General features: G+C 42.8%; 15 protein-coding genes and 1 pseudogene. 15 read left to right on the plus strand and 1 reads right to left on the minus strand.

The annotated features are described in order from the left end of the window. Nucleotides 1–55 precede the first annotated feature (55 nt). The 11 genes and pseudogenes from A3835_06855 to A3835_06905 all read left to right on the plus strand — a co-directional run bounded on the left by A3835_06855 (nt 56) and on the right by A3835_06905 (nt 11995). A complete protein-coding gene (locus A3835_06855; GenBank protein ORI07289.1) occupies nt 56–1054 on the plus strand; it encodes a type I glyceraldehyde-3-phosphate dehydrogenase in 999 nt (332 codons plus the stop codon). 16 nt (nt 1055–1070) lie between these two features. Beyond that, on the plus strand, nt 1071–2273 hold the full coding sequence (gene pgk / locus A3835_06860; protein ORI07290.1) for a phosphoglycerate kinase: 1203 nt from the start codon (nt 1071–1073) through the stop codon (nt 2271–2273). After that, a complete protein-coding gene (locus A3835_06865) occupies nt 2270–2950 on the plus strand; it encodes a triose-phosphate isomerase (GenBank protein ORI07291.1) in 681 nt (226 codons plus the stop codon). The genes pgk and A3835_06865 overlap by 4 nt, the downstream gene beginning before the upstream one ends. Nucleotides 2951–3268: 318 nt before the next feature. Then, complete coding sequence (locus A3835_06870) at nt 3269–4087, plus strand: enoyl-ACP reductase (protein ORI07292.1); 819 nt, start codon at nt 3269–3271, stop codon at nt 4085–4087. Between the two features lie 79 nt (nt 4088–4166). After that, nucleotides 4167–4833 (plus strand): annotated as a pseudogene (locus A3835_06875) (hypothetical protein). A gap of 428 nt (nt 4834–5261) precedes the next feature. Next, nucleotides 5262–7274, plus strand: coding sequence for a TonB-dependent receptor (locus A3835_06880; GenBank protein ID ORI07293.1), 2013 nt, complete (start codon nt 5262–5264; stop codon nt 7272–7274). A gap of 128 nt (nt 7275–7402) precedes the next feature. Next, nucleotides 7403–8749 (plus strand): malate:quinone oxidoreductase, encoded by a 1347-nt coding sequence (locus A3835_06885; protein ID ORI07294.1) that lies wholly within the window; start codon nt 7403–7405, stop codon nt 8747–8749. A gap of 38 nt (nt 8750–8787) precedes the next feature. After that, nucleotides 8788–9465, plus strand: coding sequence for a hypothetical protein (locus A3835_06890; protein ORI07466.1), 678 nt, complete (start codon nt 8788–8790; stop codon nt 9463–9465). Between the two features lie 44 nt (nt 9466–9509). Then, complete coding sequence (locus A3835_06895; GenBank protein ORI07295.1) at nt 9510–10568, plus strand: capsule biosynthesis protein CapI; 1059 nt, start codon at nt 9510–9512, stop codon at nt 10566–10568. Then, nucleotides 10569–11147: a DNA-3-methyladenine glycosylase gene (locus tag A3835_06900; GenBank protein ID ORI07296.1), complete on the plus strand. Its 579-nt coding sequence runs from the start codon at nt 10569–10571 to the stop codon at nt 11145–11147. After that, complete coding sequence (locus A3835_06905; protein ORI07467.1) at nt 11144–11995, plus strand: ATP-dependent DNA ligase; 852 nt, start codon at nt 11144–11146, stop codon at nt 11993–11995. The genes A3835_06900 and A3835_06905 overlap by 4 nt, the downstream gene beginning before the upstream one ends. On the opposite strand, the gene A3835_06910 is transcribed toward A3835_06905, so the two are convergent. Further along, nucleotides 11992–13032, minus strand: coding sequence for a luciferase (locus tag A3835_06910; GenBank protein ORI07297.1), 1041 nt, complete (start codon nt 13030–13032; stop codon nt 11992–11994). The two genes, A3835_06905 and A3835_06910, sit on opposite strands and share 4 nt — an antisense overlap. A 189-nt stretch (nt 13033–13221) precedes the next feature. Between A3835_06910 and A3835_06915 the strand changes: the two genes are divergently transcribed. From A3835_06915 to A3835_06930, 4 genes are read left to right on the plus strand one after another with little or no spacing between them, the layout of a single operon-like run. Next, nucleotides 13222–14205 (plus strand): UDP-glucose 4-epimerase, encoded by a 984-nt coding sequence (locus A3835_06915; protein ORI07298.1) that lies wholly within the window; start codon nt 13222–13224, stop codon nt 14203–14205. A gap of 9 nt (nt 14206–14214) precedes the next feature. Next, on the plus strand, nt 14215–15537 hold the full coding sequence (locus tag A3835_06920; protein ORI07299.1) for a UDP-glucose 6-dehydrogenase: 1323 nt from the start codon (nt 14215–14217) through the stop codon (nt 15535–15537). Continuing rightward, the gene (locus A3835_06925; GenBank protein ID ORI07300.1) at nt 15534–15974 is read left to right on the plus strand and encodes an ecotin; all 441 of its coding nucleotides are present in this window, start codon (nt 15534–15536) and stop codon (nt 15972–15974) included. Before A3835_06920 ends, A3835_06925 begins: the two co-directional genes overlap by 4 nt. After that, the gene (locus A3835_06930; protein ORI07301.1) at nt 15971–17203 is read left to right on the plus strand and encodes a Vi polysaccharide biosynthesis protein VipA/TviB; all 1233 of its coding nucleotides are present in this window, start codon (nt 15971–15973) and stop codon (nt 17201–17203) included. Before A3835_06925 ends, A3835_06930 begins: the two co-directional genes overlap by 4 nt. The last annotated feature ends 8 nt before the right edge of the window (nt 17204–17211 follow it).

The following is a 17211-nucleotide window of genomic DNA, read 5'->3' on the forward strand; positions in this document are numbered from 1 at the left end:
TGTTTTAAAATTCTTTTTTGTAGAATTAGGCGTAATTATATCAAAAGGAGCTAAGATGTCAGTTAAAGTAGCTATCAACGGTTTTGGACGTATCGGCAGGTGCGCTGCTCGTATTATTTTAGAGCGAGACGACGTTGAGCTTGTCGCTATCAATGACACGGCGACGCGTGACATGACGCGCTATCTGCTCAAATACGACAGCGTGCACGGCGAATTTAAGCAAGACGTTAAGGTGATAAGCGACGATTTTATAGAAGTAAACGGCAAAAAGATAAGAGTTTTTTCAACAAGAGATCTAAACGAGCTTAGCTACGCAGACTACGGCGCAGACGTGGTTTTAGAGTGTACGGGCAAGTTTTTAACCACCGAAAAATGCGAACCGTACCTAGCTCGCGGTATCAAAAAAGTCGTCATGAGCGCTCCTGCAAAAGACGACACGGCGACCTTTGTAGTGGGCGTAAACGACGATAAATACGCAGGCGAAGCGATCGTCTCAAACGCAAGTTGCACCACAAACGGCCTAGCTCCAGTGGCAAAGGTACTAAACGATAAATTCGGCATCGTAAAAGGGCTCATGACTACGATCCATGCCTACACAAACGGCCAAAGCTTGGTTGACGTGAAGGCCAAAGACTTCCGCCGTTCACGCGCTGCGGCCCTAAATATCGGACCTACGACCACCGGAGCTGCCAAAGCGATCGCAAAAGTACTTCCCGAGCTAAACGGCAAGATGCACGGCCAAGCCGTCCGCGTGCCTGTCGCTAACGTCTCCATGGTCGATCTAACGGCGGTTTTAAAAAGACCGGCTAGCAAAGAGGAGATAAACGAGGCGTTTAGAGCGGCTGCGGAGTCGAATTTAAAGGGAATTTTATTCGTCGATGACGATTATAGAGTTAGCAGCGACTTTTGCACGAGCGCATACAGCAGCATCGTAGCCAGCGACACTACGCAGGTCATCGCCGATGATATGGTGAAGGTCTTTGCGTGGTACGACAACGAGTGGGGCTACTCGACAAGGCTCGTCGATCTAGCTAAGATCGTGGCTACGAAGTAAATTTAAAGGGTGAAAAATGAGTGAAATTTTATCGATCAACGATCTTGAGCTAGGCGGCGCGAAGGTATTTGTTAGGTGCGATTTTAACGTGCCGATGGACGAGTTTTTAAACATTACCGACGACCGCCGCATACGCTCGGCGATTCCTACTATCCGCTACTGCCTCGATAACGGCTGCAGCGTGGTTTTGGCTAGCCACCTAGGACGACCTAAAAACGGTTTTGAGGAGAAATTTTCGCTACGAGGCGTGGCAAAGAGGCTTTCAAGGCTACTTGATAGAGACGTGATTTTTGCCGAGGATGTCATCGGCGCGGACGCGAAAGCTAAAGCCGCCGCGCTGAAGTCTGGCGAAATTTTACTTCTTGAAAATTTACGCTTTGAAAAGGGCGAAACCAAAAACGACGAGGCGCTAGCCGCCGAGCTCGCTAAATACGGCGAATTTTACATAAACGACGCGTTTGGCGTCTGCCACAGGGCGCATAGCTCGGTCGAGGCGATCACTAAATTTTACGACGAGAAGCACAAAGCGGCGGGATTTTTGCTACAAAAAGAGATAAATTTCGCTCAAAATCTCATTAAGCACCCTGCGCGTCCGTTTGTGGCGGTCGTTGGCGGTAGTAAGGTAAGCGGCAAGCTGCAAGCCCTGCATAACCTGCTTCCGCGCGTAGATAAACTCATCATCGGCGGCGGCATGGCGTTTACGTTTTTAAAATCTCTCGGCGAAAATATCGGAAATTCGCTTCTTGAAGAAGATCTCATCGAGGACGCGCGCGAAATTTTACGCAAGGGCAGGGAGCTTGGCGTTAAAATTTACCTGCCGGTGGACGTCGTCGCGGCCCAGACCTTTTCGGCCGAAAGCGCCGTGAAATTCGTCCCAGCACAAGAGATCCCAAATGGCTGGATGGGACTTGACATCGGACCAGCGTCTATTAGGCTATTTAAAGAGGTCATAGCCGACGCGCAAACCATCTGGTGGAACGGGCCGATGGGCGTTTTTGAGATGGATAAATTTAGCAAAGGCAGTATCAAAATGAGCCACGCCATCATCGACACTCATGCGACTACGGTCGTTGGCGGCGGCGATACGGCCGACGTCGTCGAGCGTGCGGGAGATGCCGACGAGATGACATTTATCTCGACTGGCGGCGGCGCTAGCTTGGAGCTCATCGAGGGCAAAGAGCTACCTGGCATAAAACCGCTTAGAAAGGCCGCGGAGTGAGGTTTTTAGCAAATTTAAAGTGCAATCACACGAGAGCGAGCTTTAGAGAGTATGCTCAAATTTTAGATGCAAATTTAGGTGCAAACGACGACGTGACGGTATTTCCTCCGTTTAGCGCGCTTGATGGCGCGGCTCATAAATTTAAACTCGGCGCGCAAAATTTCTACCCGTGCGAAAGCGGCGCTCACACCGGCGAAATCGGTAAGGCGATGCTTGACGAGTTTGGCGTAAAAAGCGTGCTGATCGGGCACTCCGAACGGCGCGAGCTTGGCGAGAGCGAGGAGCTTTTGCGAGCTAAATTTGATTTCGCCGTAAAGGCGGGCTGGCAGATCGTCTACTGCATCGGCGAAAATTTGAGCGTGAACGAAGCCGGCGGCACGAAGGAGTTTTTAGCGGAGCAGCTAAAAAATATCGACCTTGGTTACGAGCGGCTGCTGATCGCCTACGAGCCCGTGTGGGCGATAGGCACGGGCAAGAGTGCTAGTATGGAGCAGATCGAAGGAGTTTTAAATTTCATCCGCGAGCAGACGAGCACGCCGCTACTTTACGGCGGTAGCGTAAACGTCGCAAATATCGGCGGGATAGCGGGTATCGCAAGCTGCGATGGAGTATTAGTAGGTACTGCGAGCTGGGATGCCTCTGGTTTCTTGGAACTTATTAGCGCGTCATCTCGCTGACGTCTTTAAATGATTTTGTAAATTTCGCCCTACGACAGGCTATATGCCTAGTCTTGGGACAAAATTTACTGCGAAACATTTAAATGCGCCTAGCGATATTTCCGCTTGTCGATTTATATTTAGAATTTGACATTTTATTAAATTTGGATTGCAAAATTTTAAGTCGCTTAGTCAAGGCAAAATTTAAAAATAAACAGAGTAAGCATATAGTTTTTGAGTATTGCTTTTAAATTTTTAACGAAAGATAAATAACTCTGCTTGTAGCTGTAAGCTTGTGAAGCAGAAAAAGTTAAGTAGCTTTAATAAAAAGGAGAACAAATGATACTAAAAGGCAAAAAAGGCCTCATCGTCGGCGTCGCTAACGCCAAATCCATCGCTTACGGCATCGCCGAAGCTTGTTACGCCCAGGGTGCGCAAATGGCGTTTACCTACCTAAACGATGCGCTGAAAAAACGCGTAGAACCGATCGCGGAGGAGTTTGGGAGTAAATTCGTTTATGAGCTTGACGTAAACAATCCTGCCCACTTAGACGGCCTTGCGGATCGCATCAAAAAAGACCTCGGCGAGATCGATTTCGTCGTGCACGCCGTGGCCTACGCGCCAAAAGAAGCGCTCGAGGGTGAGTTTGTAAACACGAGCAAAGAAGCCTTTGACATCGCGATGGGCACGAGTGTGTATTCGCTACTAAGCCTCACGCGAGCGGTGCTGCCGGTGCTAAAAGAGGGTGGCTCGGTGCTTACTCTTACATACCTTGGTGGACCAAAATTTGTGCCACACTACAACGTTATGGGCGTCGCAAAAGCAGCGCTTGAAAGCTCGGTTCGCTACCTAGCGCACGACCTTGGCGCTAAAAATATTCGCGTAAATGCGATCAGCGCAGGCCCTATCAAAACGCTTGCTGCAAGCGGAATAGGCGACTTTAGGATGATTTTGCGCTACAACGAAGTAAATAGCCCACTAAAACGAAACGTCACGACTGAAGATGTCGGTAACAGCGCGATGTATCTACTCAGCGACCTTGCTAGCGGCGTAACAGGCGAAGTTCACTACGTAGACTGCGGCTATAACATCATGGGCATGGGCGACGTGGCTACCGATGCCGAGGGCAATACGATCCTAGCTTGGGACGCAAAATAATCTGCTAATACAAATTTTTGGCGGGGCGACTCGCCAAATTCTTCTTTTAATTTCATCAAATTTATTGTAACGGTACGCAATAAGAGCTCTAGGGTGGCTTATAGATACAAATGAGCCGGGCTGGTAGCTGGTCGAAGAGTGGCTAAATAAGCTAAGAATGAGTGAAATTTTGCCCCGTGATAAGGGCGGGGCGCAAAGCGAGCTTTTAGGGCTTCAGGTAGCTACTTGCTCACCGATGGGAGCGCTTATTTATGGGTGTGGTGGCATCGTGATGAATGGAGGTTAGCTACGCGTGCTTGGTTCAGGATGCGAGCAGATGAAGTGTGGAATTTACAGCTTTAACCTTGGCAAAAGCTTTAGTGAGATAGGACAGATGTCTAGCTATTTGCTCGTGGCAAACGATATTTTGGGTAAAATTTGCGCTAAATAGCGTCGCCTTTTTGTGGCAAAAAAAGGGGGGCAACGTCTTTTACTGCGTGCCAGATAGTGGCAAATGGGAGGATACGTAGCTTGGCTACTCGTAATTTTTATACTGGGCGCTTTGCGGCGAAATATCGAAATTTTATGAGCTTTACCACTGGGATGGCTGGTCTGAGGATGTAAGAAATTTTAGCCTTGATAGGATGATATTTGTGCTACCGCCGATACTTTGGCAAGACACCAACATAAGTCTAAGACTAAAAAATATGAAAAAGGATGATATTTGCATGAATGAATTTTTCATTTTTGCCTTCAATGGCGTCTAGTAAATTTATATGATACTTCCAGCAGATCCAAGAGATTTGCTCTATCTTATTTAAAATTTTGAAATTTTTTCATAATCTACTTAAGAGTGTTTATAAAAACAATTCTGAGCTCTAAAAAGCAAAATTTATTTTATGTTTCTTAAGCCTTTCTTGATAAAATTATCTACAAAATTTAATAATTTTTATACTTATAATAATTTTCTATTAAAAATTAATCTTATTTACTATCTTGATAAAATTATATAATTTTATCCTTTTTCTCGATATTTAATTAATTTATTAGATAATTAAAATTTAAAAATAGTTTATATTTTTACCAAAAAAACTCAAAATTTATCCAAAATTTATACTTAAAATTATAATATTCAATCTCAAAATTATGCTATAAAATTAAAATAGTAACTTTAATAACCAAATTAGGAGAAAATATGAGACTTAAAAGCTTATTTAAACTCTCTCTTGCAGCAAGCATAGCAATTTGTGCAAATGGGGCAGACGAGAGTGTATTAAGCGGAGTTGAGGTAACAAGTAGTAGTGGTGGATACGGCGTTGATGACATCAAAATTTCAACTAGAAATGCTGGCCTAGCAAAAGACGTGATGAGGGACATCCCTGGCGTCTATGTGGGTGGCACAAACGGCATGAACCAAAAAATTTATATGAGAGGCGTAAGTGACCGCGGTCTAAATATCACTATAGACGGCGCAAAACAAAACGGAAATACTTTTCACCACAATGCTGACTTGCTGATCGATCCTGATCTTATAAAAGCTATTGACGTCGAGGTTGGCTCAAGGTCAGTCGTAAATGGCTCAGGTGCACTTGGTGGCTCGGTCGCCTTTAAAACGGTGGACGCAAAAGACTTGCTAGAAAGTGGTGAGATCATCGGTGCAAAGATAAAGACAGGATACGCCTCAAATAACAGCGAATTTTCTCAAGGTCTTATGCTCTTTACTGCACCGGTTGAGGGACTTGACTTTATAACCGCTATTAATCACAAGGGCTACGACTACGGCAAAAGTGGCAACAAAAGAAAGATAGGTGGCGACGGTAACGACCTTAGCTATCTTTTAAAGCTTGGTTATAGCTTCCTTGATGCACATAGAATTTCTATCTCAAGAGAACATAATGAATTTAAAGGCATGTATCCAATGAGAGCCGAGTTTGGCAGCTGGTATACTGGTCAATTTCCTGTTGATAACCGAAAATATGAACGTGATACTACAACGCTAAAATACGAGTATAAACCAAGTGATCTTCTAAATTTAGATGTAACGGTATACAATACCGAGCATAAAAAAGATGACCCGGTCTTAAAAATTTTAGGCGTAAAAACAAACGGCATAAATGCAAAGGCTAAAAGTGTAGTCGAGAGCGGCGCTTTAACGCAGACTTTTAGATATGGCGCTGAGTTTTATCAAAGTAAAAATTTCAACAAACCAGACAATCACTACCCAGAAAAGGTAAATAACTACTCGATCTACGCAGAAGATGCGCTAAATTTTAGCTCGCTAACTGTTACTCCAGGCATCAGATATACGCACCATGAGCTAAAAAGCTACGACGGCAGAGCTGGAAATGTAAAGAGCTACACATATAAATTTAACGAATTTACGCCAGCACTTGCACTTGATTATGAGATCATTAAAGGATTACACGCATTTGCAAGCTATGCAAGGGTCTTTAGAGGACCTGATGTCATGGAGTCGATGATGGCAAGTGGAAGTAGCAGGGGCAGGGCACTAAACTGGAAGGCAAATAAGGATCTAAAAGCGACAACTGGCAATAGCTACGAAACTGGCCTTAAATATCATGGTGATATAAGTGAAGCTAGCTCATATAGCTTATCTGCAAAATATTTCATGACAAAATATAAAAATTTAATAGTTGATAACAATGCAGCAGGTGGAGGTGTAAATCAAACTTTAGTTAGGATAAACGCTGGTGGCGCTGATATAAGCGGTGTCGAGCTACTTGCAAGGCTAAATTTAGATGCACTAAGCCTAGCTGCTAGCTACACTCATCAAAATGTAAAATATAAAGATAGAGTTGTAAAACCAAATGGTAGCTACTACACCTCAAACATCATCGGCTACCGAGATCAGGGCGATAAATACACATTTAACGCAGAGTATGCATTTTCAAGGATCGATACGCTAATAGGCTACAACCTAATCTACTTTGCTTCAAAAAATACCGTCTCAGCTGGCGACGATAAAAATGTCAAGATACCAAGCTACGCAGTTAGCGATATCTACGCTACCTATGCGCCAAGCAGCGGCAAATTTAAAGGGCTAGAGATAAATGCTGGAATTTACAACCTCTTTAATAAAACTTATGCTTCGCAGTCTCAAAGAATGGCTGATTATACAGGCAATCCAGACTATGTAGACTGGGAGCCGGGTAGAAATTTCAAAGTAAACGTATCTTATAAATTTTAACTTCAAGGCAAGGTGAAAGCCTTGCCAAATTTCTCTTTTATATAAAAATTCTAGCTTTTTTCACTATGCTGTTTGTTTTAAAATTAATATAGTATCATTTTGGCGACTAAACTTTTTTGGGAGAAAAAATGAGGCAGAAGCACTTTGAAGTGGTAATTGTCGGAGCAGGCATTAGTGGGACGGCGCTCTTTTATGAGTTGGCTGCATTTAGCGACATAAAAAAAGTCGCACTTTTAGAAAAATATGACGGCGTAGCTACTCTAAATTCAAACGGCAAAGGCAACTCACAAACCATTCATTGTGGCGATATTGAGACAAACTACACACTAGAAAAGGCGAAAAAAGTCTCTCGTGTGGCAAATATGCCAGTAAAATATGCTCTAAAATACAACTTAGATGGTAAATATATGTTCGCTCATCAAAAAATGGCACTAGCTATCGGAGATGCCGAAGTAGAGCGCATGAAAGAGAGATATGAGAGTTTTAAGGAGCTTTTTTCTTACCTTGAAATTTATGACAAAGAGAAGTTAAAACAGATCGAGCCAAACGTCGTTTTTGACGCAAATGGTAATGAGAGGCCAGAAAACATCATCGCCATAGGCACGCAAAATGGGCAGTTTACGACGATGGACTTTGGTGGCTTGGCAAACTCACTCGTACAAAATGCTATAAATTTAGGCGGAGATGGCTATGAGATCAGCCTAAACTCAGAAGTAACTGATATAAAAAAGGCTGGCGATACATTTCACATAAAGATAAATGATGGTGAGGTGATCACTGCAAACTACGTCGTAGTAGATGCTGGCGGACACTCGCTATTTTTGGCTCACAAAATGGGTTATGGGCTTCATCTTAGCACACTGCCCGTTGCTGGAAGCTTTTACTTTGCAAAAAAACGCCTGCTAAATGGCAAAGTTTATATGGTGCAAAACGATAAGCTACCATTTGCCGCGCTTCACGGCGATCCAGATATCCTAGCTAATGGCAACACTCGCTTTGGACCAACGGCTCTAGTCATACCAAAACTAGAGAGATACCACGGCTGTTCAAGCTTTTTTGACTTTTGTAAATGCCTAAAATTTGATAAAAATGTCTTTGAAGTCTTTACAAATCTCTTAAAAGATAGCGACATCAGATCTTATATTTTGAGAAATTTCTTATTTGAAGTGCCATTTATCAATAAAAAAGAATTTGTAAAAGATGCTAGAAAGATCGTACCAAGCCTAAGTGAAAATGACCTAAGCTATGCTATAAATTTTGGCGGCGTAAGACCGCAAGTTATCGACCGTAATAAAAAGTGCCTTGAGCTTGGCGAGGGCAAGATAAGCACAGGCGAGGGCATAAGTTTTAATATGACTCCAAGTCCTGGGGCTACGAGTTGTTTTGAAATAGCAAGAACTGATATGATCGAAGCCTGTAAATTTTTAGGTAAAAATTTTAACGAAGAGAAATTTAACGCTGAGTTTTTTGAATAAAAATGGGAGTGTTTGATATTTTTAAAAAAGGTGCGGATATGCCAAAAACAGCGCAACAAAGAAAAGATGAGAGCATAAAAATTTTAAAAAAAGAGGGTGTGGCTGTGCTTGAGAGTCTGCCACTAAGGTATGACAATAGTGAAGTTACGCCAAGAAGCGTTGATGAGATCATTACTCGTGCGGTTTGCTCATTTACGGCCATTATGTGTGCTTGCACGATCCGTGATGAAGGCTCTTTGGGCGAAGAAAATATGACGTGGGCAAAGAGCTTTTTAGGTGATGCCTACGAGGGGCTTAGCGTAAAAGAAAAAGAGGTCGTTGAGGATAGAGCCGATATGAAAACAGCCGTAAATATGGGCTGGAAGTATGAGTCGCTTTGGATCTTGCTTTGGGCGCTTGGCATCGCTGAAGATATCGGCCAGATGGATAAAATTTGTGACTGCGAGTTTGTGATGAATATCTTTAGAGAGGGCGGGCTAAAAAGCCGCTCAAAGCTTCGCAGCATGGATGAAATTTTAAGCAAACTTGATCTAGTTTATCGCTACCACTGGACCTGCGTAGATGCAAGGGTAAATGGCAAAAAGGCGGCTGGACTTGACGAAGAGGTCGTTATGGAGAGGCGTGCAGGGCTTGAGTGGCTATGCTGCAAAGGGCAAGAAAATGACGATTTGAGCGCTGAGTTTAACTGCTGGGACTATCCTGATCTAAATACATAAATTTACATTTTTGCACTAAAATAAGTCAAAATGAAAGGAAAAATATGAAAATTTTAGTAACTGGAACAGCTGGATTTATAGGATTTCACCTTGCAAATGCCCTTGTGGCGCGTGGGGGCGAGGTCGTTGGATATGACGTGATAAATGACTATTACGACGTAAATTTAAAGCTTGCGCGCCTAAAAACGGCTGGCTTTGACGTGAGCGAGATAGACTATGGCAAGCTCATCACATCAAAAACGCATCCAAATTTAAAATTTATAAAAGCTGACCTCGCTGATGAAAAGACGATGAAAGAGCTTTTTGAAAAGGAGAAATTTGACGTAGTAGTAAATTTAGCCGCACAAGCTGGCGTTCGCTACTCGCTCATAAACCCAAAAGCCTACATCGACAGCAACATCACGGGCTTTGTGAATATCCTAGAGTGCTGCCGCCACAATGAGATCAAAAATTTAGTCTATGCAAGCTCTAGCTCGGTTTATGGCCTAAATGAGAATATGCCATTTTCTACGCACGAGGGGGTCAATCACCCTATAAGCCTCTACGCAGCGACTAAAAAGAGCAACGAGATGATGGCGCACACTTATAGCCACCTATTTAACGTGCCAACGACTGGACTTCGCTTTTTTACCGTTTATGGACCATGGGGACGCCCTGATATGGCGCTATTTTTGTTTGTTGATGCTGCGCTTAAAGATAAAAGCATCGACGTTTTCAACTACGGCAAGATGAAGCGCGACTTTACCTATGTAGACGACATCGTAAAGGGCATCATCAAGTGCATCGACAACCCTGCTAAGCCAAACCCAGCTTGGGATGCAAAGCACCCAGACCCTGCCACCTCAAAAGCGCCGTTTAAAGTCTATAATATCGGCAACAACAGCCCAGTCGAGCTCATGGACTACATCAAGGCAGTTGAGATAAAGATCGGCCGTGAGATCAAGAAAAATTTTCTCCCACTTCAAGCAGGTGACGTGCCAGCTACATTTGCAGACGTGAGCGATTTGGTGGCTGACTTTGACTACAAGCCAAATACAAAAGTAAATGACGGCGTGGCTAAATTTGTCGAGTGGTATAGCGAGTTTTATGGGATCAAAATTTAAATGAGACGTTGCGAGTGGGCCAAGGGCGAGCTTGACATAGCCTACCACGATAATGAGTGGGGCAAAGTCATAAAAGACGATAGAAAATTTTTCGAAATGATAGTTTTGGAAGGCTTTCAGGCGGGACTTTCGTGGCATGGGGTGCTTCAAAAAAGAGATGCGATGAGAGAGGCGTTTGATGGCTTTGATCCAGAGAAGATCAAGCTTTACGGTGAGGACGAAATAGCTAAATTTATGCAAAACGAGAGGTTGATTCGCAACAGATTAAAACTAAAATCGCTTTCTGCAAACGCCCTTGCATTTTTATCTGTAACCAAAGAATTTGGCAGCTTTTACGAGTATCTGTTGGGGCATTTACTTAAAAAATTTGACCCGAAATTTGACGGCAAACAGATCATAAATCACTATCAAGATATCAAACAAGTGCCAGCTACTACGCCTATGTCGGACTTTGTTGCAAAGGAGCTAAAAAAGCGAGGGTTTAAATTTTTAGGCTCTGTTAGCACCTATGCTTTTTTGCAAAGTGTGGGCGTTGTAGACGATCATCTGGACTATTGTTTTTGCAAGGCAAAAGCCTGATCAGAATAATTTTTCCGGTTTTACTCCTTTTAAATTTTGCATTTTCTCTTGACTTGCTGCGCCTTAGCGAGTATAAAGAGCAAAACGTCTCAGACTGGCTAGCTAGCGAAAAGCTTGATGGCGTGCGTGCCTACTGGGACGGAGAGAATTTACTCTCAAGGCAGGGTAAAAAACTGAATGCACCGCTAAGTTTTACTAAAAATTTCCCAAAATTTGCACTTGATGGCGAGCTTTACGCAAAAGAGCTTAAATTTGAAGAGATTCAAGCAAGTGTGATGGGTAAGCTGCCAGATGAAAAGGCGTGGAGCAGGCTTAAATTTCACATTTTTGACGTGCCAGAGGCGAGCGGCGGCTTGCCTCGTAGGCTTGAAGTTTTGACTAAATTTCTAAAAAACGAGCCAAATCAAAATTTGATCATCATAAAGCAGATAAAAATGCGTGATAACGCTCAATTTTTAAAATTTGCTGAAAATATCATCGCAAAAGGCGGCGAGGGAGCAGTGGTGCGTGAGCCAAATGCGCCATACGAGCGAAAACGAAGCAAAAATGCGCTCAAATTTAAGAAATTTAAAGACGCCGAGTGTGAGGTTATCGCCGTAAATAAAGGCAGCGGCAAATACGCTAATCTTGCTGGCTCGCTCACCTGCAAGGCGCTTGGCGGCAAAGATGATAAAGAAAAAGCTAGCGAGCCAAAAGAGGGCACTATCTTTAAAATAGGCTCAGGACTAAGCGATAAAAACCGTCAAGAGCCACCAAAGATAGGCTCTATCATCACATATAAATTTCAAAATTTAACCTCTAATGGCAAGCCAAGATTTCCTATATTTTTAAGGGTTAGAGAGGATTAAATTTTGTCCGCGATCTCTTTTAACGCCCTAAAAGAGTCAAGCTGCACATCCTCATCAAAAATGAAACTTTGAGCCATGATCTCATTGACTTCAAGTCTATTTTGAAACTCTAAAATTTGCTCTTTAACGCTTTGTTTTGAGCCTATAAAAGAGCACGCCATCATCTCTTCTGTGACTGCTCTTTCTCTATTTTTTAGCTCTATTTGCCTAAAGTCGATCGGCCCAAAATGCGGAGCCTGTGCGCCTGCCTTGCCACTTATGGCAAAGACTTCGTCGTTATCCTTTTTTGGTGGCTGCAAATACTCTTTTTCGCCAGTTACTACGTTTAAGAAAAACTGCGTTTGCGTAGTGGCTAAACTCCTTGCTAGCTCGTCAGTCTGAGCTATTATCACATTTGCTCCTGCGATGACATAGGGCGCTTTTAAAAAGGGCGATGGTTTGAAATTTTGACGATAAATTTCTACCGCTTTTTCTAGTGCACGTGGTGCAAAGTGCGACGCAAAGGCGTAAGGCAGGCCAAATTCAGCCGCCACGTATGCGCTATATATGCTTGAGCCAAGTATGTAAATAGGTGGAATTTTGTCTACTTTTGGATAGGCTTTCACGGCTCTTTTGGCGTTAAAATAGTCCATTAGCTCGTTTATCTGCAGGTCAAATTCTATCTCTCTTGCGCCTCGTCTAAGCACTGCAGCTGTCTCTTGGTCAGTGCCTGGAGCTCTGCCTAGCCCAAGATCGACGCGTGTTGGAAATAATGTCTCAAGAGTGGCGTACTGCTCGGCGATAGAGCAGGGGCTGTGGTTTGGTAGCATCACGCCGCCAGAGCCCACACGCAGGCTTTTTGTGTGCTCTAAGATGTGCGCGATGATGAGCTGCGTGGCTGAGCTTGCTAAGTTTTTCATATTGTGATGCTCTGCGACCCAGTAGCGCTTCATGCCGATATCCTCGGCAAATTTAGCCAGTCTGACGGCCGCATCTATGGCAGCTTTTGCGTCACCGCCTTGTTTTATAGGTAGTAAATTTAATATCGAGACATTCATTTTTATCCTTTTTTTGTAAATAAAAGATTATAAAGATTAAATTTAAAATAGATTGTAAGTCTATTTTAAATTTATAAAGAGAAATATCTATTTTGCAGCTTTTAGGCAAATTTTAAAAACTAACCTTGCTTTACTTTTGCTTTACTCTATTTTTGATAAAATTACACACTTTTAATGAAAGGCTTAAACTTGAAAATTTTAGTAACAGGTGGAGCTGGATACATCGGCAGCCACGTAGTAAAAGCACTTTTAAAGCAAGGCAAAGATGAGATAACCATCATCGACAATCTCTGCAAGGGCTCACAAAAAGCACTTGAAGCACTCCAAAAGATAGGAAATTTTAAATTTATAAACGCAAATTTAGAGGATGATTTGAGCCAAATTTTTGCAAATGGTAAATTTGATGCGATCATCCATTTTGCAGCGTTTATCGAGGTCTTTGAGAGTATGAGTGAGCCACTAAAATACTATCTAAACAACACCGCAAACGTCGCAAGGGTGCTAAAATACGCAAAAACTTACAATGTAAATAAATTTATATTTAGCTCAACAGCTGCAGTTTACGGCGAGCCAGAGGTGGCAGAAGTGAGCGAAACGACAGCTACAAATCCGATAAATCCATACGGCAGAAGTAAGCTTATGAGCGAGCAAATTATCAAAGACTACGCCACTTCAAATGAAAATTTCAAATTTGCGATACTTCGCTATTTTAATGTCGCAGGCGCAGACGAAGAGGGGCTTATCGGTCAAAACTATCCAAACGCTACGCACCTTATCAAAGTGGCCGTACAAACAGCACTTGGCAAGCGCGAGAGTATGGGTATCTTTGGCGATGACTACGCAACAAAAGATGGCACATGTGTGAGGGACTACATCCACGTTAGCGACCTAGCAGACGCTCATATCAGCGCGCTGGAATACATCGGTCAAAACGGTAGCGAAACTTTTAACGTGGGATATGGCAGGGGCTTTAGCGTAAAAGAGGTGATCGAGACGGCAAAAGAAGTAAGTGGCGTGAATTTCAAGGTACAAAATGCACCAAGAAGGGATGGTGATCCAGCTATCCTTATCTCAAACGCAAGTAAACTTCGCTCACTAACTAGCTGGAAGCCAAAAAGAGATGACCTAGCGCTCATCATAAAAACTGCCCTTGAGTGGGAAAAGAGAATTTAAGGGGAAAGCATGAAGGTAGCAGTAATTGGAACTGGATATGTTGGACTAGTAAGCGGTGCATGCTTTGCCAAAATGGGCAATAGTGTGATCTGTGTCGATGTCGATAACAAAAAGATTGAGGGGCTAAAAAACGGCGTCATACCGATATATGAGCCAGGGCTTGCAGATATTGTTAGTGAGTGCTACAAAAACGGCTCGCTTAAATTTAGCACGCAGATAACTGAGGCGTTAGAGCATGCGGATGTGCTATTTATCGCAGTTGGCACGCCTATGGGCGCTGATGGACAGGCGGATTTAAAATACGTTCTCTCAGTTGCAAAATCAATCGGAGAAAATTTAAGCAAACCACTAATCGTAGTCGATAAATCAACTGTTCCAGTGGGCACTGGGGCCAGAGTTCATGAGGTTATCAAGTCTGAGCTTGAAAAAAGAAATATGGATATTAAATTTGAAGTGGTTTCAAACCCAGAGTTTTTAAAAGAGGGTGCTGCGGTTGAGGACTTTTTAAAGCCAGACCGCGTAGTTATCGGAGCTAGCAGCGAATGGGGATTTAGCGTGATGAGAGAGCTTTACGAGCCATTTATGAAAAATCATGACAGGCTTATTTGTATGGACGTAAAATCAGCCGAGATGACAAAATATGCTGCAAATTCGATGCTCGCAACAAAGATAAGCTTTATAAACGAGATAGCAAATATCTGCGAACGCGTGGGCGCTGATGTAAATTTAGTAAGAAAAGGTATTGGCAGCGACTCAAGGATCGGATATAGCTTCATCTACCCAGGTTGCGGATACGGCGGCAGCTGCTTTCCAAAAGATGTCGAGGCACTCATCTATACGGCTAGGCAAAATGGCTTTGAACCAGAGCTTTTAAACGCGGTTGAGTCTAGAAATAAGGCTCAAAAAAGGGTGCTTTTTGAGAAAATTTCTAAATTTTTTAACGGCGATCTTAAAGGCAAGACTATCGCACTTTGGGGACTTGCATTTAAGCCAAATACCGATGATATGAGAGAGGCTAGCTCGCTAACTTTGATAAAGCTTTTAGACGAGGCTGGTGCAAAAGTGGTCGCTTATGATCCAAAATCAAGCGAAGAAGCCAAAAAATATATGCCAGATTTAGATATAAAATACGCTAAAAACAAATATGACGCGCTTGATAATGCCGATGCTATGGTGCTTGTAACCGAGTGGAGCGAGTTTAGATCGCCTGATTTTATGGAGATCAAAGAGAGGCTAAAAAACGCTGTCATATTTGACGGACGCAACCAATACAACGCTAAAATTTTAGCTGAGCATGGATTTAAATATTTCCAAATCGGAGTAAAGGCATGAGAAAAATTTTACTTTTTATCGCAGCTTGCGTGCTGCCGCTTGCGCTTTTGGCAGGCGAAAACGCGGCTAAAACCGAGGAAAATATTTTTGAGCTACCTATCTCAAAGATGCCGCCTGATTATTTTAAATACGAAGTCGCGTTTTTTAAAGAAATAGAAATCGACTGCAACTTTGCCTTTTTGCTCGGCGGAAAGCTTGAACAAAAAGAGGACGCGCGCGGAATTTATTACGAATTTATCGGCGGTGACGAGCTAGCACAAACGATGATGCTATGCAAGGACGGAAAGAAAAAGAGGAAGGTTTATTACGAATTCACTAAAATTTTACCAGGCATTAGCCCTATTAGAATCATAACTCCAAAAGGTGTAAGTGCGGAAATAAGAATGTATGAACGCGTAAAAAAGATAGAAGCAAAAAAGAAAGGAAAAAGTAAATGAAAATAGCAGTAGTAGGACTTGGATATGTTGGACTTCCACTAGCAGCAGCTTTTAGCGAAAAATACGAAGTAGTAGGCTTTGATGTAAATGCAAAACGTATAGAAGAGCTTAAAAGTGGCTATGATAGAACGCTTGAACTTAGCAATGAGCAGATGAAAAAAGCGATCGATAATGGCATGAAATTTAGCCTAAATTTAGATGACATCAGAAGTTGCAACTTCTTCATCGTAACCGTTCCAACTCCGATAGATAAGAACAAACGCCCTGATCTAACTCCAGTCATAAAAGCGACCCAGAGCGTGGCAAAAGTGCTTAAAAAAGGCGACATCGTTGTCTATGAAAGCACTGTTTATCCAGGAGTTACAGAAGAAATTTGTGTGCCGCTACTTGAAGAGAGTGGACTTAAATTTAATAAAGACTTCTTCTGCGGCTATTCGCCAGAGCGCATAAACCCAGGCGACAAAGAGCATACTGTAACTAAGATCAAAAAAATCACAAGTGGCTCGACTCCAGAGATAGCGGATAAAGTCGATGAAGTGTATCGCTCGATCATCACAGCTGGTACTCATAAAGCATCAAGTATCAAAGTAGCCGAGGCTGCAAAGGTCATCGAAAATACTCAGCGCGACATTAACATCGCCTTTATAAATGAGCTTGCAATGCTATTTGAAAAGCTTGATATCAACACCATTGACGTGCTTGAGGCGGCTGGAACGAAATGGAATTTCTTGAATTTCCGTCCAGGCTTAGTCGGCGGACACTGCATCGGCGTGGATCCATACTACCTAACTCACAAAGCTCAAGAAGTGGGTTATCATCCGGAAATGATCCTAGCGGGTCGCCGCATAAATGACGACATGGGCAAATATGCAGCTGATCAGGTGATAAAGCTAATGATAAGAAAGGGTGTTTTGATAAACAAAGCACGTGTGCTAGTGCTTGGCATGACATTTAAAGAAAACTGCCCAGATATAAGAAACTCGCGCGTTATAGATGTGGTTGATGAGCTAAAAGACTTTGGTTGCAAAGTCGATGTAACAGATCCTTGGGCTGATAGTGCTGAGGTAAAACACGAGTATGGTTTTGAACTAGTAAAAGAGTATGATTTAAAAGATTATGATTGCATTGTGATCGCGGTCGCTCACAATGAGTTTAAAAAGCTCAATCTAAAAGGTCATTTAGTTTATGATATAAAAAATATCTATCCAGAGGCTGATGCTAAGCTGTAAGGAATTTG

Origin of the sequence: Campylobacter concisus, assembly GCA_002092835.1 — a bacterium.
Classification (GTDB): Bacteria; Campylobacterota; Campylobacteria; order Campylobacterales; family Campylobacteraceae; genus Campylobacter_A; species Campylobacter_A concisus_K.